The organism is Paenibacillus sp. 1011MAR3C5 (assembly GCF_003591485.1).
In the GTDB taxonomy this organism is placed as follows: domain Bacteria; phylum Bacillota; class Bacilli; order Paenibacillales; family Paenibacillaceae; genus Pristimantibacillus.
Genome location: NZ_QZCF01000003.1, coordinates 612,288 through 633,174 on the forward strand (window position 1 = coordinate 612,288; position 20,887 = coordinate 633,174).

The window sequence follows — 20,887 nt, forward strand, 5'->3', positions numbered from 1 at the left end:
TTTGCAATGGGAAGAAAGGTTAAGAGACTGCTGTCATCCTTTCTGGCACTTACGCTGGTGACGGGGCTGTTCGCCGCTGCTGGAGCACCATCTGCTCTAGCGGCTGCAGCTGGTCTGCCCGTCTATCTGAATCCGGCGAAGAGCGTGGATGAGAGGGCGGAGGATCTGCTCGGCAGGATGACGATCGAAGAACGGGCGGGACAAATGATCCAGCCGGAGAAATCGAATATTACTCCGCAAGAGGTTAAGCAATATTTGATCGGTTCGGTGCTAAGCGGCGGCGGATCGTTCCCGAACGGAATACAGGCGGACAGCACGGAGGACAAGTGGCGCGAGCTGACGGACAGCCTCCAAGACGGTGCGCTGTCGACGAGACTCGGCATTCCGCTGTTGTATGGCGTGGATGCGGTCCACGGGCATAACAATGTGCTGGGCGCAACGCTGTTTCCGCATAATATCGGCCTCGGTGCGGCCAACAATTCTGATTTAATGCTTCAAATCGGACAAGCGACGGCGAAGGAGATGCGTGCGACAGGCACGAATTGGGATTTTGCGCCTACGATTGCAGCGCCGCAAGATATTCGTTGGGGCAGAACGTACGAGGGCTTCAGCTCGGACCCGACTAGAACGGGCGCACTGGGCGCGGCGTTTATTGAAGGGCTCCAGGGCAAGTCAGATGCGGAGCGACGGAACCCTCTTAGAGCCGTGGGCACGGCGAAGCATTTTATCGGAGAGGGCTTTACGGACAACGGCAAGAACCAAGGCGATACAACGAAATATACCGAAGAGCAAATATTGGCTCATGATGTGCAGATGTACAAGGAAGCGATTGCGGCTGGCGTACAGACCGTTATGGCTTCCTACCACAGCATTGCAGGTCTCAAGATGCATGCCAACAAACGGCTTCTGACGGATGTGCTGAAAGGCGAGCTGGGCTTCAAGGGCTTCGTTATTTCGGACTACAATGCCATTCAGCAAATTGCGAGAGACCAAGATGGCAATGCTGTAAGCGGTCTCAAGGACCAGGTTCGCGTCTCCGTGAATGCGGGCGTGGACATGTTCATGCTGACAGGCGATTGGAAGAATGCGCTCAACCATCTGATTGCGCTAGTGAATGAAGGCGCTATCACTGAGGAAAGACTGGATGACGCGGTGCTTCGCATTCTGAAGGTTAAGATCGCCTCGGGACTATTCGAATACCCGAAGGCAGACAAGGATCTGGCGGGAAGCGTAGGAGCGGCGGCTCACCGCAGCATCGCTCGTCAAGCTGTTGCGGAATCGCTGGTACTGCTGAAGAACGATAAGGTGAACGGAACGCCGATTCTGTCGCAATTGCCGAACATGAGCAAGCTGTATGTTGCGGGCAAAAGCGCGGATGATATCGGCATTCAGTCCGGCGGCTGGTCGATTACATGGCAGGGTGCGTCGGGCAAGATTACAGAAGGCACGACCATTCTGAAAGGCATTCGCGATGCCGTATCGGGAACATCGAAGACGGTGACGTACAACAAGCACGGACGCGGTGCAACAGGTCATGACGTGGCGATCGTCGTCATCGGCGAGACGCCGTATGCGGAATCCGACGGCGACCGTACGGCGCTGGATCTGGATGAGGTCGATCGAGAGACGCTTCGCAATATCCGTGAATCGGATCCGAACATTCCGATCGTGGTTGTGCTCGTAAGCGGTCGTCCGATGACGATTAGCGAGCAGCTTGGCGATTGGCAGGGCCTCGTTGCGGCATGGCTTCCGGGTACGGAAGGCCGCGGCGTAGCTGACGTGCTGCTAGGCAGCAAGGACTTCAAAGGAACAAATCCGATTGAATGGCCATTCTACGTAAGCGCGAACTATCCGCTCACGGAAGGCAGCGACAACTTGCTGTTCGACGTCGGATATGGTCTGAAGCGCGGCCAAGAAACGCCGGAGCTGCCGGATGCGCCTGTATTGCCTCAGCCGCATGCGGAGAGCATTCCGGGCAAGATCGAAGCGGAAGCCTTCTCGGCTAAGAGCAACGGACTGAATACAGAGACGACGCAGGACGAAGGCGGCGGACTCAATGTCGGCTGGACATCCGCAGGAGCCTGGCTGGACTACCGGGTGAATATTGAGGAGCCGGGCACGTACAAGGCGGCATTCCGCTACGCGGGCAATGGCGGAGCGACAGGAATCCGCGTCAAGACAGAAGACGGAGCGACAGCAGGAACGCTGAATGTCGGATCGACAGGCGGCTGGCAGAACTGGGCAACAGCCGAGGTGCAAGATATCGTGCTGCCGAAGGGCGGCGTGCAGACGCTGCGTCTGGAGTTCGTCGCAGGCGATATCAACTACAACTGGGTAGAATTCACGCGCACTGGTGATGTGCCGGCAGGCGGCGGTAACGGCGGCGGAACCGATCCGGCAGGCAACGAAGGCACTGGCGACATTATCGTAGCGGGCGGAGTCGAAACATGGGTCTCCACGGAGCGCGACGCGGCGGACCGGAAATGGTATTACGGCGATCGCTACCAGCCGGGCGACAAGAAGCTGGAGCCGGGTGCGAATCTGGATCTTAGATTGCCGGATGGCGGCGATGTAACCGAGATTGCGCTTAATCCGGACAAAACCTACCAATCGATGCTGGGCATCGGTTCATCTATGGAAGAATCCACGATCTATAACTTGATGAAAATGTCCCCGGACAAGCAGGACGAGCTGCTGAGAAAGCTGGTGCATCCGGAAGAAGGCATCGGCATGAGCCTGATTCGCCTGACGATCGGCACATCCGACTTTACGGCGCAGAAGTTCTATTCGTACAACGATATGCCGCCGGGACAAACCGATGAGAATCTGGAGAACTTCTCGATTCAGAAAGATATTGATTTGGGCATAATCCCAATGGTCAAGAAGATTCAGCAGATTAATCCGGATATCCAATTCTTTGCATCTCCATGGAGCCCTCCAGGCTGGATGAAGACGACGGACAGCATGATCAGAGGACAAGTGAAGGAAGAGTACTTGCCGCTTGTAGCCAAATACTACGAGAAGTTTCTGGAGGCTTACGCGGAGCAAGGCATATACTTCGAAGGCATGACGCTTCAGAATGAACCCTTGCTGGAGATCGATTATCCAAGTACAGCGATGTCTTGGCAGCAGACATCCAGACTAGCCAAGCTGCTGAGAGAAAGACTCGATTCGAACAGCAATCCGCGCATTCAATCCGTGAAGCTCTGGATGTTCGATCACAACCCGGGCGATACCATGGCATTCCCTGCGCTTGTGCTGGGCGATGAACTGGAAGGCGCGTACGACGCAGTCGAAGGAACAGCGTTCCACGATTATGGCGGCGAGCTGTCCATGATGAGCGTTCTGCAAGAGATGTTCCCTGAGAAAAGCGTCTATCTGACGGAGAGAGCAGTATGGGGAACAACAGGCGCAGATCGAATTGCGCAATACTTCCGCAACTATGCAAAAAGCTACAACAGCTGGGTGACGATGCTGGATAGCGACATTGCCACTCATCAGTGGGTGGGCATTCCTGATCCGACACCGATTATTCAGGATTCCTCGAATCCGGATAACTACTGGATCTTGCCGGAGTATTACCTGATGGGCCATTTCACCAAATTTGTGAAGCCGGGTTACGTTCGTATCGACAGCAACTACGGCTCCGCATCGACGGTGACGAATGTGGCTTTCGCAAGTCCGGACGGCAAAGAGATTGTAACGGTTGTTATCAACCGCACAGCCGATCCGCAGCCGTTCAAGATTCTGGCGGACGGCTTGCAGATGAACGCGACGTTGCCAGCTAAGTCTGTGGCGACTTACCGATTCGACCGCGCTCAGGGGCTTCAGCCAATGACTGAAGTTGCTGCCAGCGCTTTCGCATCGGCGGAAGGGCAATATGTCGTTCAAGATGGTGCGATCGGCGGCTTCTCCGAGACGGATCAAGCAGCCTTCCATTATGTAACGGAAGTGAAGGAAGGCGGAACCTACTACGCGGATATTGAATATAGCGGCTCGCCGCAAGAAGCGGAGGTTCAGATCGGCACGGGTGAAGCGATAGCGCTTGTGCAGGACACAGGAGACAATTCCGCGAAAGTACGCAGTCTGATCGACCTTCAAGCGGGCAAGCAATTGCTGACGCTGAATGCCAGCGGCAGCGGCTACATCATCCGCAGCATCTCGCTGAGCGCGGTGGATTCAGGCCTGACTACGCTGCCGGGATTGATTGAAGGCAGCCGTTATAGCAGCGCTTATGGCGTAGTCACGCAAGGCTCTTCGTTGGCAGGCGCCGACCAGGACGACTGGGTGGAATACACCGTCTTGGCCACGGGTGGAGGCGACTATGGCGTAACCTATCAGTACGCAGCTCCAGAGAGCGGCGGCGAGCTTAAGGTTACCGTAAATGATGAAGAGCAATCCGTTGTGGCGCTGCCCGGCACAACCGGCGCTTCTGGCCGGGCTGAAGGCATGATTACGCTTGAGGATGGAATCAACAAGATTCGCTTGGATGTCTCGGGCGCAGTCAGCCGCCTTGACTTCGTGGCAATCGGAGCAGCTTTTGTACTGGAACAACAACCGATTGTTGAAGGCAGCGAAGCAGGAAGCAAGATTACAGTACATCTGCTGAACGGTGTCTTCACCGCTGATCTCCAGGCAAGCAATTGGTCCCTCATCGGACTGGACGGAGTATCCGTAGCGAGTGTAGAGAGAACGGATGATACGACAGCGGTTGTCACGCTCGCTGGTGCAGCGGTGGAAGACTATGATTCCGACCGTACAGCAGTACTTACCGCAGCCTCTGATGAAGTAGACGGGGCAGTGGCGGGTGCATCACTCACGGCTTCCATTCTGTTCACAGCCGTGAACGATCCGGAGTCCGTCACCTTGTCCCCTGCACAAGTGGGCTATAATGCGGACGGCAAAGAAATTCTTCTTACGATTAGCGGCGGCAAGCTGCTGGCCGATCATGTAGACGCTATCACCGTATCGGGACCTGCTGTTGATCGCGGCGGCGTATCCCTTGCTTCCGCCGAGTGGGTATCGGCAACGCAGGTGAAGCTGACGCTGGCATGGAATGGCACAACGTATTACGATGATCTCCAGCTGAATGTTCATGTGCCGGTACTAGCTTATGGCGATTCTGCAGGAGACAGCGAATTGACAGCCCATACGCGGCTATCGGGAACGGTCAACGTCACCGATCCGGTCGGGCTGCTTGAGCTGAACGCGCTCGATCAATTCCATCAAATGAAGGGAATCACAGTGTCGGGATCTGGCGCAGCCAGCCACTTCTCGGGTATTGAAGCGGGAGACTATGCAGAGTATCTGGTTGACGTGCCGGAGAGCGGCCGCTACATGGCGGAGCTGACAGTCACATCCAACTCACAATCCTATAATGGAATCGTATGGCAGACGAATGGCGGAGCGGACAAAACCGCTGTAACTGTGCCGAATTTGTATAACCAGGTTGTGCAAATGCGTACGGAGCTGCAGCTCTCCAAAGGCGAACAGCGCATCCGACTTGCTGCTGGAGCGGGCGGCTACGAGCTTAGAGGCATCAAGTTCGAGAAGCTTGAAGTTCCTGCAACAGATGCAGAGAACGGAACGCTGAAGGTAGAGGCAGAGACATATACAAGCGCAAGCAGCGCTGCTGTTCAGACGAATAATGCGGGGACGGCAACTGAGTTCCGCAATATTGGCTTTACGGTTGCCGGCGGGCATGTCGATTATGCCGTCGATATTACAGAAGGCGGCTACTACAAAGTCGTATACCGTTATGCTACTCCACAGTCGGGCGTTAGATTGACGATTGGCAATGCAGGAGGCGCATCGTACGGAGCCGTACCGTTTGGAGCTACAGGCGACTGGGGCAATTATCAGGAAGTGTCCCATGTTGTACAGCTGCCAGAGGGCGTGCAGACGCTCAGATTGAACTTTGGCGGAGAAGGCGCGAATCTGGACTGGTTCACCCTGGAGCCATCAGAGCCGGTGCAAGAAATCGGAGGAACCGTTGGGCTGCCGAGAGCATCGCTTAAGGTTGGTGCATACAACGGATCGCGCAGCGTCACGCTGAACTCAGCTACAGAGGGAGCCACTATCTACTACACGCTTGATGGAAGCGTGCCAAGCAAGGACAACGGTGAGAAATACAGCAGAGCGATCGCGATGAGCGGACTTGCCGTTATCCGCGCAATCGCTGTGAAGGATGGCATGCAAGACAGCTTTATTGCACCATTCACGTATCAAATATCGCCAAGCACAGGTGGAGGCGAAGTCATCGCGCCGCCGGTAACGGAAGAGCCGGAAGTAGTGGATGGCAAAGAAATTGCAGCTCCTGCGCCTGTTGTGAATGAGACTACCGGAATCGCGACTACCGCGATTACAGAGAAGTCGCTGGAAGATGCTTTGTCAGGCGGTACATCCGGTACGGTTCAGCGGATTACCATTCGCGTACCGCAAGCGGATGGAGCGAAAGGCTATGAGGTTGAACTTCCAACCGACAGCATCACGCACAGCAGCCTGGATTACTACCTTGTTATCGTGACACCTTCGGGAACGATTGAATTGCCTAGCCATATGGTGGGCAAAGCCGTTGTTGGCGAAGCCAAGAAGCTGTCCATCATCATTCGCGATGCTGACAGTTCGGGCCTCAGCGATGAGTTGAAAGCTCAAATCGGCACACGTCCAGTCGTAGAGCTGCATCTTGCAATCGATGGCGTTCCTGTACCTTGGAGCAACCCGAATGCTCCTGTTAACGTAACGGTTCCTTATGAGCCGACAGCGCAAGAGAGCGGCTACAACGAGCGGCTGACGGTCTGGTACATCGATAACCAAGATGCAGTACATGCAGTGCCAAGCGGCAAATACGCAGCTGCCTCGAAAGCTGTGACGTTCACAACATCGCACTTTAGTTCATTCGCGGTAGTCTACGTGGAGAAGAGCTTCGGCGATCTGCAACGTTATGCTTGGGCGAAGCATGAAATCGAAGTGATGGCGGCCAAGGGCGTTATTAACGGCATCTCGGAACAGGCATATGCTCCTGAACGCCAAGTGAAGAGAGCAGACTTCTTGCTGCTGCTGGCCAGAGCGCTTGGATGGGAAACCAAAGCAAACGTCGCAGGCATGATCGGCTTCTCCGATGTCTCCGAAAAAGATTATTACTATGATGCTGCGCTCGCCGCTCAAGCTCTTGGCATCGTAACCGGCCGCGCGGACGGTACATTCGATCCGGGCGCGTCCATTACGAGACAAGAGATGATGGCCATGACAGCAAGAGCGCTTGCGGTATCCGGCAAGTCGCTCAAAGCCGGAGATGCATCCCTGCTGAAGAGCTTCTCTGACCTGGATAAGCTGGCATCGTACGCAAAGGAAAGCGCGTCGATCCTGCTGGCGAATGACATTGTGAAGGGTAGCGACGGCAAGCTGAATCCGCTGGGCCATACGACCCGCGCCGAAGCGGCTGTTATCGTATACCGCATTTATAACCAATAAAGCTTATTCATCATGAATGACCGCCGCGTGAGGGTAACCTTCGCGGCGGATTTTTCGTTAGGTGCGGGTATCTGACAGGGATACTTTCATCTACCAACATCAATATGATGCAAAAAGGGAGGTTAATAAAGTCCAATGCGTTCTCCTCATTGATCGAGTATAGTATCTCAATCGAAAGCGCTGCCCTATCGTGCAATCCCGATCACGCGCGGCCTGTGCAGGAAAACGCTTTCTTTCAGTCGAAGAAAGAGGCAATCGATTATACCCGCGAGCCGGGGGCAGGAGGAGACTATGCCGCTCAAAGGAATCAGCATTCGCTTCCGTCTCATGCTGCTGATGATTTGCTTGACGACGCTGCCTGTCATTACGATTACATGGCAAGCGACTAACAATACGAGAGATTCGGTGGAGAAAGAGATGATCGACGCCAACGAATCCCGTATGATGTGGGCCAGCCAATATTTGACCGAGCTCATACAGCAGATGGATACGCTGTTCTATTCGGTTCATATTCAGACGGAATTAATCGAAGGCTTGTCCGTTGTAGATGAGCTGGAAGCAGGGGAGCGATATCAGCTGCAAAATCAGTTGTTTGGTACCCTGAATACGGCGTTTTATTCGTTCTCTCGCAAAATCGATCAGTTGACCTTGTACCTTCATGCTGCGGAGAGAGCGTATTCCGTCCATTATGCCAGCAGCGGAATGGTTCATTCGCTTGATATCGGGCAAGGGCCGTGGAGCAGAATGCTGTCAGAGCCAGTGGGCATTTATTTCAAGGCGTCAGGTGATACCCTTAGCGCCTATCATTCCATGAATGAATTCATTGGACAAGCGCTGGTCGGGGGGATATCCGTGCGGATTAATGACCGGGTATGGGAGCAGGCGGCTACGATTCTGCAATCCGAACCCGAAAGCGTCATCTTTCTGGTTAATGACGAAGGCGAGCTCCTTCCCGGCTCCTCATCGGCAGCTTTATCGGATGAGTTGAGAGACAGCCTGCCGGCGATAGATATCGAGCCGGCCTCAGTCTCATTCACAAGAACGCCGAATTATTATTTGTTCGCCAAGCGTGTCGGCAACGGCCAACTGGATGTTGTCAAAGCGATTCCCGTTGCGACAGTGAACCAAAGCGCTCAAAAAACGATGACGGCAGGGCTGTGGACGGGCGCTGTGTTCACAGCTGTATCGATTCTGCTGTCCATCATCGTATCGCTGCGGATCAGCAGGCCAATCGTGAGCCTCGCCAAGACGATGCGCAAGTCGCATATCCATGACTTTGAGATGAAGTCCGTGCAGAGCAGAGATGAAATCGGTCTGCTGGAGGCGGGCTACAACTTTATGATGGGCCGGATCAAAGCGCTGATCGAAAATGAATACCAGCATGAAATCGAAGTGAAAAATGCGCAATTGATTGCCCTGCAAGCCCAGATCAATCCTCATTTTCTGAACAATACACTCCATATGATCGGCGGGATGGCGCTTGCTAAGGGAGCGCCGGAAATTTATCGCATCACGCATGTCATCGGAGATCTGCTTCGTTATTCGATCCGTTCAGATGATGATCAGACGGTAAGCTTAAGCGAGGAGCTTGCTCATACCGCCAACTACTTGTTTATTCAGGAACAGCGCTTTATCGGCCGCTGCATTGTCGAGATGATCGCCCAAGAAGAAGCCGGAGACGTACGTATTCCAAAGTTCACGCTGCAGCCGATTGTTGAAAATGCATTTGAGCACGGGCTGCAGAGGAAGGAAGGGCAATGGCGATTGGATGTGCGAATTGGCATCATTGGACCGCGCCTGGTCTTGATGGTGAAGGATGAGGGTCTCGGCATGCATCCTACCAAGCTGGCAGGGCTAAGAGCAGAGCTGAACGGGGGAGAGCGGGAGCTCTATTCCTCAGCAGGAGACCGGACCGAAAGAAAGGGAATCGGCCTGCAAAATGTCCACGCCCGTCTGCAGCTTCGCTACGGGAAGCGCTATGGCGTGCGGTTATTCAGCAGAAGCGGTCAAGGGACGATGGTCGTCCTGACGATGCCTGTCACCAGAAGCAAGTCGGATGCGGATCAAGCAACAGAAAGGGGGAAGCGACATGCATAAGGTTCTCATCATTGATGACGAGCCATGGTCCAGAGAAGTGGTGAAGGCGCTCGGCCAGTGGTCCCGCCTGGAGCTGCGCATCATCGGCGAAGCGGAGGACGGCAACGAAGGGCTGCGCAAAATCGCAGAGCTTCAGCCCGACATTGTCATCACGGATATGCGTATGCCGGGTACGGATGGCGCAGAGCTGCTTCAGGCCATGCATGAGCGATATCCGAAGCTGAAGATTATCGTAATGAGCGGATATGACGATTTTGTCTACCTCAAGCAAGCGATTCGCTCCAAAGCGGTGGAATATTTGCTGAAGCCGATCAAGCCGGAGGAGCTTGATGCCGCCCTGGCGCAAAGCAAGGCAGAGCTGGAGCGCGGCAGTCAGCCTGCGTGGACGGAGCTTGCGCCCTTGTTCGCAAGCGGCGCTGATATGCAGCGGTACGGGGGCATGCGGGAGCGCATCTATACGTATTTGATGGAGTTGAATAAAGAATCTGCTGCAGCGGCCTGTCATAAGCTGCTCCATGAGATTGGCGGACGAGGCACAGAGCTGGAAGCGGGCAGCGCGCTCCGCATCGCCAACGATCTGCTGCTTATGCTGGAGCAATTTCTGTCGGAGCAGGAGCTGTCGCTTGCGGCGCTGCTGCCGGGAGAGGAGGCGCATATCGGACAGGATCCAAGCCCTGGAGGAGCGCTAAGGGAGGTTGGTATGTTGTATGGGAAAGCGATCGACGCGCTGCTCCAGCTCAGACAATCCCGGAATCGGCTGGACATGGCTGATGTGAGGCAGTATGTCGACGCTCATTACCAAAACCCGATATCGCTGGAATCGGTCGCCGGACAGTTCCTCGTCAGCAAGGAGCATCTCAGCCGGATGTTCAAGACATCTGTCGGCGAGAATCTGACAGACTATATTGTCCGGCGGCGAATGGAGAAGGCCAGGGCACTGATCGCCGACGAGGGCATGTCGATCAAGCATGCGGCACAGCTGGCCGGATACGAGGACATTGCGTATTTCTACCGGGTATTCAAGAAGCATTTTGGCATGACCCCTGGTCAGCTTCGACGCGACTAATGGTGGAGTGGTACTGCGGGAAGACGGATCAATATCGTACAAAAGCCAAGGTTAAATTTCTCGAAAGAAAGCGCTTTATTCCTTCGATATACTGAAGCTGCAACTTACCAATAGGGGGAATGAACAATGAAGAAGGCGCTTTATTTGCTGCTTGCGCTAACCATGGTTATCACACTGATCTCCGCCTGCAGCTCGGGGAATAAAGGACATAGAGAAAAGCCTGCACCTACCCAGACCGCCGGCAACGGTACGGTCGCCGAGGCGCCGAAGAAGGTGGAGCTAAAGGTATTTATGACCTTCCCGCGATTCAAGGATCAATTCGAGCAATACTTCGACCAGTTCAAGGAGAAGCAGCTGGCGGAGAAAAACATCGATGTCACGATTCAACTGGAGATGCCAAACGCCGATCAGGCGAAGCAAATCCTGCAATCCCGGTTATCCTCGGGTGATTCTCCCGATCTGTTCACGCTTCATGCCAACGAAATTCCTACGTACTATGATGCGGGCTATATTGCGGATTTGACGGGGCAGCCATTTGTGAGCAAGCTGTATGAAGCTGTTGCCGAGACGGTGAAGTACGACGGCAAGGTTGCGGCGCTTCCGATGGAGTCCCTCTCTTGGGGGTATTTGTACAATAAGACGATCTTTAGCGATAACGGGCTTACGCCTCCGCAGACGCTGGACGAGATGAAGGCTGCTGCCGAGAAGCTGCAAGCCGCAGGTGTCAAGCCGTTCTTGCTGGCGTTCCAGGAATCATGGATTCCGCAGCTCATGATGGCGCTCACTCTTGGAGGCACGGTTTCCGCGTCCCATCCCGACTGGATCGAGAAGATGAATGCTGGCGAAGCGTCATATGCCGATGTCCGTTCTGTATTCGATATGATCGATCTTATCATGGCGAACGGCACCGACAAGCCCTTCGAGACGGGCAATGAAGCGGGCTCGGCTGATTTTGCGAACGGCAAGGCAGCCATGTGGATTCAAGGACCATGGAATGCGGAGACGATTCTGAAGGTGAATCCGGAGATGGAATTTGGAGTGGCTCCTCTGCCGGTCAGCAACCAGGCTTCCGATACGATGATTAATTTGGCGACCTCGACTTCTCTTGCCCTGTCTCCAACCAGCGCTAACAAAGAAGTAGCGCTGGATCTTCTGAACTACATGCTGGACGACAAGGATTCCTCCGCATTGTTCGAGGAGCTCAAATTCAATCCGATAGCAACGGTGCATACGTACGAAGTGTTCCCGTGGGTGAATGAAGCAAGCGAATACGTCTCCCAAGGGAAAGCCTATCTCGATCTCAAGCTGCCAAACGGTGTGACGGACGAGACGGCGAAGCAGCTGCAAAGCTATTATGTGAAGGATGCTACGCAGGATGATGTCATAGCTGCGCTCGACAAAGTATGGCAGACGGCCGTGAAGACCAAGTGATGAACGAATCGCTATGCAGAGCGGCCAGATGGGAGTGAGCCATATGACATCAAGAACATGGAAGAGAAACGTGATGCTGCTCGTATTCGTGCTGCCGGCGCTTGCCTTCTACGCTGCATTTACCCTTGCCCCCGCTTTCGGGGGCATGTGGTACAGCTTAACGGATTGGAACGGTTTGAATCCGACTTATGGGTTCGTCGGCTTGTCCAACTATGTGGAGGCGATCGGGGACAGGTATTTTTTGAAATCGCTGTGGTTTACGGTGAAATTCGTCTTGTACATGCTGGTTCTTCAGAATCTCCTGGCGATACTGCTCGCTGTATGGGTGGAATCGCTGGGCAGAGGCAAGGTATGGTTCCGGACGATCTTTTTTATGCCGAACATGCTTAGCCTGATTATTGGCGGGTTTATGTGGATGTTTATCTTCACAAGAGTGTTTCCCTATTTGGCGGAAAAGACGGGTTGGATGCTGCTGGACCAGTCGTGGATTGGCGATCCGCGGTATTCCTTTTTTGCCATTCTGGCTTTGTCCCTGTGGGGCGGCGTCGGTTATTTGATGGTGATCTATATTGCGGCGCTTCAGGGCGTGCCGCAGCAACTGAAGGAAGCGGCTGCGATTGACGGAGCGAATGCATACCATATCTTGCGCCATGTCACGCTGCCGATGATCTATCCGGCGCTGACAATCGGCGTCTTCCTGACGCTGAACAGTTCGTTCAAAGTATTCGATTCGGTATATGCCTTGACAGGCGGAGGCCCGGGACGGTCCACACAGGTCATTGCGATCAATATCTATGAGGAGGCCTTCAGCTTCAGCAATCGTTACGGCTATGCCAGCGCCAAGGCGATGATTTTGTTCGGCATTGTGCTTGTCATCACCATTATTCAGCTTGCGGTTATGAAGCGGCGGGAGGTGAGGGCATGAGGACTGAACAATCTAATGCGTCGGTTATGAAAGGGAATCGGGAAGCGCAACATGGCGGCAAGCTGGCAACGTCTCCCGGCACGGAGGACAAGCGACAAATCGGCAGGCGACTCGGCAGGACAGCGGTATGGCTGTTTCTTTTGGTCGCCGCGGTGATGACGTTGTTCCCAATCTATATGGCCCTGCTGAATTCGGTGAAGACGCAAGGAGAGATGCTGACGAACATATTGGCTTGGCCTGTTATGCCGGAGTTTGGCAACTATGCGGATGCCTTTCAGAAAACCCGTTACTTGCGCAGTCTGGCCAATACGTTTGTAGTAGTGGCGGTAGGGCTCACGGGTATCGTATTGTTTTCATCCATGGCGGGCTACAAGCTGTCGAGGACGCCGGGGAGGCTGAGCGGCTTCCTGTTTGGACTGTTCGTCATGTCGACCTTAATTCCATTCCATTCGATTATGATTTCGCTTGTGACGATCAGCAAGGAGCTACGTCTTCAAGGCTCGACAGCCGGGCTTGGCCTCCTGTATATCGGCCTTGGTGTGGCGGTAGCGATATTCCTGTACCACGGCTTCGTCAAGTCGGTGCCCAAGGAGCTCGATGAAGCGGCTGTAATGGACGGGTGCGGGGAGTTTCGGCTGTTTTTTATGGTCATCCTGCCGCTGCTGATGCCGATAACGGCGACGATAGCGATACTCAACACATTATGGATGTGGAACGACTTTCTGCTTCCGCTGCTGGTGCTGACAGATTACAAGAGCTATACGCTGCTGCTGTCTACCAACATGCTGTTCGGTGAGTACAACAACGACTGGTCCGCCATATTGGCGTCGCTGGTGCTCGCCATGCTGCCGGTCATCGTCATGTATCTCGCGCTCCAAAAGTATATTTTGCACGGCATTGCCGAAGGGGCGATCAAAGCTTAGTTGGTCACAGAAATCGTAAGGATAGATACAGAAGCTTCATGTGAGCGCATGACGACAGGAGGGAAGTACATTGACATTTAATCGAACTCGGGAAGTGACGGGCTTTGTGCGGGCGGATGGACAGGTGCTGCGCAACGGAGCAGGCAAAGAAATTGTTCTTCGCGGCGTTGGATTCGGCAGCTGGCTGCTGCCGGAAGGCTATATGTGGAAGTTCCCCAAGGAGGGGGACCGCCCCCGCCGGATTGAAGGCATGATAGAGGGATTGGTAGGCAAGGAGAAAGCGGAGCAGTTCTGGTCCTCCTATTATTATCAATATATCGCCGAGGAGGATATTGCGAGAATTGCAGACGAGGGCTTTAACTCCGTTCGGCTTCCGGTCAATAGCCGCTTCCTGCTAGCTGACGCTTCGGCGGAGACCACGAATGGCCTGGCGTCTTACCGCGAGGATCGGCTGGTCCTGCTGGATCGTATGATCGACTGGTGCAGAATGTACGGGCTGTATGTCATCCTGGATCTGCATGGCGCTCCCGGCGGGCAGACAGGGGCTAATATCGACGATTCGGAATTTGACCGTCCCGACCTGTTCATAGAGGAGCGTCACTGGCGGCAAACGGTAGATATGTGGCGTATGCTGGCGAGCAGGTATCGGGACGACTGGATTATTGCCGGCTACGACCTGCTCAATGAGCCGCTTCCGGAATGGTTCTCTTCTTACAATGATAAAGTAATGCCGCTCTACCGTGATATCGTGCAAGCGATCCGCGAGGTGGACCAGCGGCATATGATCATATTGGAAGGCGTGCATTGGTCGACGGATTGGTCCATCTTCGAGGATGCGTTCGGGGATAACCCGATTGACGACAATGTGCTTCTGCAATTCCATAAGTATTGGAACAATCCCGACACAGAGAGCATTGCCCAGTACCTGGAGCTTCGCGATAAGTGGAATGTGCCGATCTTCATGGGCGAGGGCGGCGAGAACAATAAGGACTGGTACACCGGCGCGTTCCAGTTGTTCGAGGATCACCGGATATCTTGGAACTTCTGGACGTGGAAGAAGCTGGACACGACGAATTCGCCTTGCTCCATCCGTAGGCCGGAGGGCTGGGAGCGGCTGGTCGACTACTTGCAGGGCGGCGAGAAGCCTAATGCGGAGACCGCGGAGCGAATTCTTTGGGATTACCTGGATCGGATGAAGCTCGCCAATTGCGATTATCTCCCGGAGGTGGTCCGGGCGCTGCTGCGCCGCGCTCCGGTACGAATCCCGGCTGTCTTCTACGGCTACAAGGGCGAGGGCGTGAGCTATGAATTGGCTTCCGGTTCGGCGAGGGCGCTAGACGATGCATTCTCTACCGATTTCCGGGCTGGGGACCGCACGAAAATCCGGTTCGTCGACAGCGGGCGGACAGTCGCTACCTTCGCGCATGGAGGCGGCGAGGAATGGGAGCCGGATCACTGGTTATGCCTGGAGCTTGCAGAAGGCGATTGGTTCAGCTATGCCTTCATCGGCGATCGCAATGATCCGGGCGCTGAGCTGACTCTGCAGCTGAAGCTGCGCGCAGTGAGTGAATACGGGGAGCTGGCGCTGACATTAGACGGGCAGCCCGCAAGCCATTTGAGGGTAGCGGAGGATGACTGGCACGCTTCGGACAAAGTTGCTTTGGGCGCTATCAGCCCCGGCGTGCATCATCTTTCGCTGCGATGCTCCGGCGGGCCGATTCAGGTGAAGTGGCTGCTGCTGGAGAAGAAGGGCCAATAAGGGCAGGTAAGAAGTGTTGCAGCCAGGATGAAAAGTCTGGCTTGTGAAGAGCACCATACGGTATAAGAGGGCAGCCTATTGGCTGCCCTCTTGCATATTCCCCTTCTGATACTGACTTGGCGTCATGCCGGTCCACTTTTTGAAGGTGGAGCTGAAATGCCGCTCTTCCCCGTAGCCGACCAGCTTGGCGACTGCATAGATTTTGTAGTGCTCCCGCAGCAGCTCCTTGGCGCGTTCCACCCGGTATTGATGCAGGTAATCGAGGAAGTTGACGCCGAGCTCCTGCTTGAACAAGGAGCTTAAGTAAGAATTGCTGACGAACGTTTCTTTTGCAGCCAGCTCCAGGGTCAGGTTGGTATCGTATTTGGCCTTAATCAGCTCCAGAGTGGCCTGGACGGTGCGGTGAAGCTGTTTTTGGTTCGACGAGGCTTGCGCGATGCTCTGCACAATCTTCTGCAGAATGACGGAGCAATCGTCCAGCGTCTCCATATTCGGCACACTCTCCATCCAGTTGATGGGATGATTATGCCACTCGATCGTTCCGGCAATGCGTTCCTTTGCGATCCGCTGCAGCCCCATCACAATGCCGCTGACGCGCCATATGATTTCGGGACGGGAATAGGTTGTCCTCTCTTTCAGATAAGCGATTGCCGCCTCGATGGTGTCTACAGCGCCTCCGTACTGGCTGATCTGGAGATGGGAGAGCAGCTCTCTCTCGATTCGCTCAAGGAAAGGATCATCCATAATGGATATCTCGCCGGAGCGCTCGCTCTTCAGATCATTGAAGAGGAAGATGCCTCCCTTGCCTTGATAGAATCTCGCTTCCATCGCCTTGCTTGCTTCCTCGTAAGCCGCCATGGCATCGTTGACGGAGGGCTGAACGGAGCTGAGAGAAAGGCTGACCGTCAAGCTGAGATAGCTCTCCAGATTTTGCTTCAGCAGCCGCAGCCCCTCCATATGGGAGGCATCCGTATCATTGCCGGAGCCGTTGGCCATCCAGAGCAGCTCTTCGCCATGTCGGAATACTTCAAGCTTGCCGTCGAAGTGGGGACGAAGTGTCTCGTCTGTAATGTTCAGAATAGCATAGCGCATCAGCTCCAGGTCCCGGTTGCTCCGGATGCCGGTTCCTTTTTCGCCCGTGTCGATCTCAATGCGCCCGACAATAATAGGCTCGGGCTGAAGCGACAGATTGAGCTCTCGCATGGACACGTTGCGCTCCTCCAGCGGCATAAGTGGCTGCTGAATCCATTGGGACAAGATGCCATTCTTCAGCAGTTGGATGCTGCGGTTCCACGTGCGGCTCAGCTCTGAGAATTTGCGGCCTCTATGTTCGGCTGTTTCGATTTTTTTCTTCACGTCCAGAACGACGCGCAGAATGTCATGCGGCATGCAGGGCTTAAGCAAATAATCGGACACGCCAAGGGATATCGCTTCCTTTGCATAATCGAATTCATTGTAGCCGGTCAACAGAATGGAGTGGAAGGACATGCCCGCATCCTTGGCTGCGCGTATCAGATCGAGGCCGTTCATGAACGGCATGCGAATATCTGTCAGCAGCAGATCGGCGTCTGCCTCATGCATCAAGTCTAGCGCCTGCCGTCCATTCTCAGCTTCGCCGACAATTTCGATATCGTATAATCTCCAATCAATAGAGCCGACAATGCCCTCGCGGAAAAATTGCTCGTCTTCGGCAACGATCATTTTAAGTGTCATAGCCAGAATCCCCCTCTTTGATTCGAACTTGGATGCGGGTACCGATGCCTTCCCTGCTCTCGATTTCGAAGACGGCTTCCTTGTAGAACAAGGCCAGCCTCTCCCGGATATTGGCGATTGCCATGCCGGAACGTGATCCGTCGCTTGACAGCTTGGCGGTTAGAGGAGCGCCGGAAGCGTTCAGGCGCTGAACCAGCTCGCTTGGCATGCCTGGACCGTTGTCCGTCACTTCCAGCACGACCCATCCCTCTTCCCGGCTTGCTCGGATAAAGATATTGCCCGTGCCCTCCGCCTGTTCGATGGAATAGATAATCGCATTCTCCACCAGCGGCTGGAGCAGAAGCTTCGGCATGCGGAAGTGCCTAAGCGATTGTTCCATCTCAATTTCAAAATAAAGTCTTGTCGGGTAACGTTTTTTCTGGAGATACAGGTAATGGCGCACAAGTTCAACCTCCTGCTCCAGCTCGACAAACTCGTTGCCGCTGTTCAGGCTGAGACGGAATACCTGGGAGAGCGAGACGACCATCTCGGATATTTCCTTATCGCCCTTCTGCAGGGCGCTCCAATTGATCATATTCAAGGTGTTGTACAAGAAATGCGGGTTAATCTGGGATTGCAGCGCCTTCAGCTCCGCTTCCCGCTGCTTCAGGCTGGAGGCATAGACATCGTCAATGAGCGCCTTGATCCGCCCGACCATGGAATTGTACAAGTAACCGAGCCGTCCGAATTCGTCATTGCCTTCAATGTCCACGCGCTGCGAGAAGTCGCCGATTTGTAGCGCTTTCATGGAATGCATCAGCTTTTTCATCGGACTCGTAATGATGTTGGCGATAATCCACGACATTAAGATGGCGATGAGGGAGACGGCAATCGTGATGGAGATGGTGGCGGAGCCAATATTCTTCAGCTCTGCTACCAGCTTGCTTCGGTCTTGGATGACAACGGAATGCCATCCGGTAATGCTGGAGACGGCATCCGAGACGATCAGATCCTCCCGCCGCTTCAGCCTATCCAGCATCTCTGCAGGCGTGGCCGATTCGGCCGTAACTCCCAGCGCATAGATCGGAAGCTCGTTGACAGGCAAGCCAATCCACGCTACATTGGTGGCGGCGAGCACGGTGCCTTCGTCGTTCATGATGAATTGGGTCGCATCCTTCGCCTCATGGAACAGGCTGCGGCTGAGCTTGTCGGCGTCCATACCGACGACAAGCAGTCCGCTAGGTTGATAGCGGTAGTTTTTGTACTGCTTGATATAGACAAGCTTATGGTGATAATCGCCCGGCAGCACGTTATCCTCAGGGCGAAGCATATCCCAAAGCTGGTTGCCCGGAGAGGAACGAAGCCTCTCATAATACGGCGTTTCTTTGAAGCGGTCATAACTGATAGCGCTTGCAATTCCGGTCTGCGTAATCACGAACGGACTGCTGGCCGAGCTGTCGTTCTTCACCGCATACAGGATGAGCGACTGGATCGTCTCGCCTGTAACCATGAGCGGAAGCAGGCTCTTGAACACCAGATCGCGACGGTAAGGCGTGTCTCCGTTCAATACCATCTCCTGTACGGATGCGTTCAGGAAGAGATAATTCGTGAAGCTGACGGAACTTTGAGCGAAATGGTCCAGTTGGTCCTTGGTTTTCACAGCCATGTTCAGCTGGGCTTGACGAATTTTGTCTACGACTTCGCGGGATGCAATGGAATACGAATAAAACCCCGTTACGCCGACCGTTACGATCAGAAGCGGAACGACTAGCGCCAACAGCTTCCGTTGCAAGGGCATATGGCGAAAGAAAGGAGCGAGCTTGCTCAATCCGGATCACCTGCTGTCATCATATTTAGGAATAGAAAGCCATAGGCAGCGGCTTGGTGTAGTGAGCGCTATGGATTGGACAATTCATACAATCAGTATAGCAAGAATTGGATAACCAGAGGTATGTTTTCGCCTATCATCAAAAAAATGAAGCACTTCTTCTAAAATATGAAGCATATTTTTGTCGAATTCTTTCGGGCTATAATGAGTGCAGAACAGGACAACAGCTTGTTCAACAATAGAAAAGGTGGGGTATCCATGAAGAAGTGGCTTACAATTTGTGCGGCTATCATTCTCGTCTTCACGATGGCGGCATGCGGCAACAAAACGAATAACGGGAACAACCAGGCGAACTCGCCTTCGAATGCGCCTGAGACGACTCCGTCCGCAGATAACGGGACGCCGGAGCAAATAACATTGAAGTTCTTCTCGGCTCTGGCTGACCGATCCAACGGCATGGGCAAGATTGAGCAAGCCATCATTGATTCTTACATGGTTGAAAATCCGAATGTGAAGATCGAAGTAGAAGCGCTCCAGGACGAGCCTTACAAAGCAAAGGCGAAAGTATATGCATCCACAGAGTCGCTTCCCGACATCATTCAATCGTGGGGACAGCCTTCCTTCATCAAGCCGCTCATCGATAGCGGGATGCTGCTTGAGCTGAACCCTGCTGACTTCGAATCCAGCGGCTTCATCGCCGGCTCGACAGACGGCTTCTCACAAGATGGCAAGCTGTATGGCCTGCCGCGCAATACAGACTTCCTGGTTCTCTACTACAACAAAAAAATGTTCGACGACAACGGCATTGCCGTACCGACAACAGTAGCGGATCTCGTTGAAGCATCCAAGCAATTCCGCGCGAAAGGCATTAATCCGATCACGACAAACGCAATGGAAGGCTGGTCTCTCCCGATCTGGTTCGAATACGCTCAACAGCGCACTAGCGGCGACTTTAACAAAATCGACGCGGTTCTGAACGGCGAAGGCACGTTCTCCGGCGATGCGGACTTCCTGGCCGCGGCTCAATCCATTCTTGATCTGGCTGACGCAAAAGCATTCGCAGACGGCTTCCTGACAGCTGACTACGGAACTTCCCGCAACCTGTTCGGCCAAGGCCAAGCGGCTATGTTTGTCATGGGCAATTGGGAGGCAGGCCTTGCGACAGACGAGAATTTCCCAGCTGAATTCCGCGACAACGTAGGCGCAATCTCCTACCCGTCATCCGACAAAGGCAAAGCGAGCGATCTGGCAGCATGGTTCGGGGGCGGCTACTCCATCTCGCAGAGCACGAAGCATCCGGAGGAAGCAGTTAAGTTCATGCAATACTTCTTCAAGCCTGAGAACTGGGCGAAGCAGCTGTGGCAGACTGGCTCCGGCACGCCTGCACAGAAGTTCGATGAATTCCTGACTGGTGAAGAATCTGCACTTCAAAAAGGACTGGTAGACGTATTCGGCTCCACGACTTCCGCATCCAATACGCCATTCCACGATCTAGGTACGGATGAATACAAAACAAAGGTGATGGAAGCTCACCAGAAGCTGTTCGGCAAGTCGATTTCTCCTGAAGACTTCTTGAAAGAGCTTGATGCCGCGGTTGCCCTATTGCCATAACGTAAAGAGAAGCAACCGGGAGCAGTGAAATTCCTTTCGCTGCTCCCGTTTTTCAAAGGCAAGGTCAAGTAAAGAAAAGCGA

At 54.1% G+C, this 20,887-nt stretch carries 10 protein-coding genes; 8 read left to right on the forward strand and 2 right to left on the reverse strand.

Going from position 1 to position 20,887, the window contains the following annotated elements:
* The first annotated feature begins 6 nt into the window (after positions 1-6).
* The 7 genes from D3P07_RS12465 to D3P07_RS12495 all read left to right on the forward strand — a co-directional run bounded on the left by D3P07_RS12465 (position 7) and on the right by D3P07_RS12495 (position 15,674).
* Positions 7-7,473 (forward strand): glycoside hydrolase family 3 N-terminal domain-containing protein, encoded by a 7,467-nt coding sequence (locus tag D3P07_RS12465; RefSeq protein ID WP_119800537.1) that lies wholly within the window; start codon positions 7-9, stop codon positions 7,471-7,473.
* 291 nt (positions 7,474-7,764) lie between these two features.
* A complete protein-coding gene (locus D3P07_RS12470; protein ID WP_119800538.1) occupies positions 7,765-9,570 on the forward strand; it encodes a sensor histidine kinase in 1,806 nt (601 codons plus the stop codon).
* Positions 9,563-10,636: a response regulator gene (locus tag D3P07_RS12475; protein ID WP_182914291.1), complete on the forward strand. Its 1,074-nt coding sequence runs from the start codon at positions 9,563-9,565 to the stop codon at positions 10,634-10,636. The genes D3P07_RS12470 and D3P07_RS12475 overlap by 8 nt, the downstream gene beginning before the upstream one ends.
* A 126-nt stretch (positions 10,637-10,762) precedes the next feature.
* Positions 10,763-12,067 (forward strand): ABC transporter substrate-binding protein, encoded by a 1,305-nt coding sequence (locus tag D3P07_RS12480; protein ID WP_119800540.1) that lies wholly within the window; start codon positions 10,763-10,765, stop codon positions 12,065-12,067.
* A gap of 43 nt (positions 12,068-12,110) precedes the next feature.
* Positions 12,111-12,992 (forward strand): carbohydrate ABC transporter permease, encoded by an 882-nt coding sequence (locus D3P07_RS12485; protein WP_119800541.1) that lies wholly within the window; start codon positions 12,111-12,113, stop codon positions 12,990-12,992.
* Between the two features lie 155 nt (positions 12,993-13,147).
* Complete coding sequence (locus tag D3P07_RS12490) at positions 13,148-13,915, forward strand: carbohydrate ABC transporter permease (protein WP_259391493.1); 768 nt, start codon at positions 13,148-13,150, stop codon at positions 13,913-13,915.
* A gap of 70 nt (positions 13,916-13,985) precedes the next feature.
* Positions 13,986-15,674 carry a glycoside hydrolase family 5 protein gene (locus D3P07_RS12495; RefSeq protein WP_119800542.1) on the forward strand — a complete coding sequence of 563 codons (1,689 nt, stop codon included), beginning with the start codon at positions 13,986-13,988 and terminating at the stop codon, positions 15,672-15,674.
* Between the two features lie 75 nt (positions 15,675-15,749).
* On the opposite strand, the gene D3P07_RS12500 is transcribed toward D3P07_RS12495, so the two are convergent.
* Both D3P07_RS12500 and D3P07_RS12505 read right to left on the reverse strand, forming a co-directional pair.
* Complete coding sequence (locus D3P07_RS12500; protein WP_119800543.1) at positions 15,750-17,387, reverse strand: helix-turn-helix domain-containing protein; 1,638 nt, start codon at positions 17,385-17,387, stop codon at positions 15,750-15,752.
* Positions 17,377-19,194 (reverse strand): sensor histidine kinase, encoded by a 1,818-nt coding sequence (locus tag D3P07_RS12505; RefSeq protein WP_119800544.1) that lies wholly within the window; start codon positions 19,192-19,194, stop codon positions 17,377-17,379. The genes D3P07_RS12500 and D3P07_RS12505 overlap by 11 nt, the downstream gene beginning before the upstream one ends.
* Before the next feature lie 258 nt (positions 19,195-19,452).
* On the opposite strand from D3P07_RS12505, the gene D3P07_RS12510 reads away from it, so the two are divergent.
* The gene (locus D3P07_RS12510) at positions 19,453-20,805 is read left to right on the forward strand and encodes an extracellular solute-binding protein (RefSeq protein ID WP_182914292.1); all 1,353 of its coding nucleotides are present in this window, start codon (positions 19,453-19,455) and stop codon (positions 20,803-20,805) included.
* Positions 20,806-20,887: the final 82 nt, after the last annotated feature.

Coding starts and splice junctions, on each gene's coding strand:
- D3P07_RS12480 (WP_119800540.1), top strand. CDS start 10,763: ATGAAGAAGGCGCTTTATTTGCTGCTTGCGCTAACCATGGTTATCACA.
- D3P07_RS12510 (WP_182914292.1), top strand. CDS start 19,453: ATGAAGAAGTGGCTTACAATTTGTGCGGCTATCATTCTCGTCTTCACG.
- D3P07_RS12485 (WP_119800541.1), top strand. CDS start 12,111: ATGACATCAAGAACATGGAAGAGAAACGTGATGCTGCTCGTATTCGTG.
- D3P07_RS12500 (WP_119800543.1), bottom strand. CDS start 17,387: ATGACACTTAAAATGATCGTTGCCGAAGACGAGCAATTTTTCCGCGAG.
- D3P07_RS12465 (WP_119800537.1), top strand. CDS start 7: ATGGGAAGAAAGGTTAAGAGACTGCTGTCATCCTTTCTGGCACTTACG.
- D3P07_RS12470 (WP_119800538.1), top strand. CDS start 7,765: ATGCCGCTCAAAGGAATCAGCATTCGCTTCCGTCTCATGCTGCTGATG.
- D3P07_RS12475 (WP_182914291.1), top strand. CDS start 9,563: ATGCATAAGGTTCTCATCATTGATGACGAGCCATGGTCCAGAGAAGTG.
- D3P07_RS12490 (WP_259391493.1), top strand. CDS start 13,148: ATGACGTTGTTCCCAATCTATATGGCCCTGCTGAATTCGGTGAAGACG.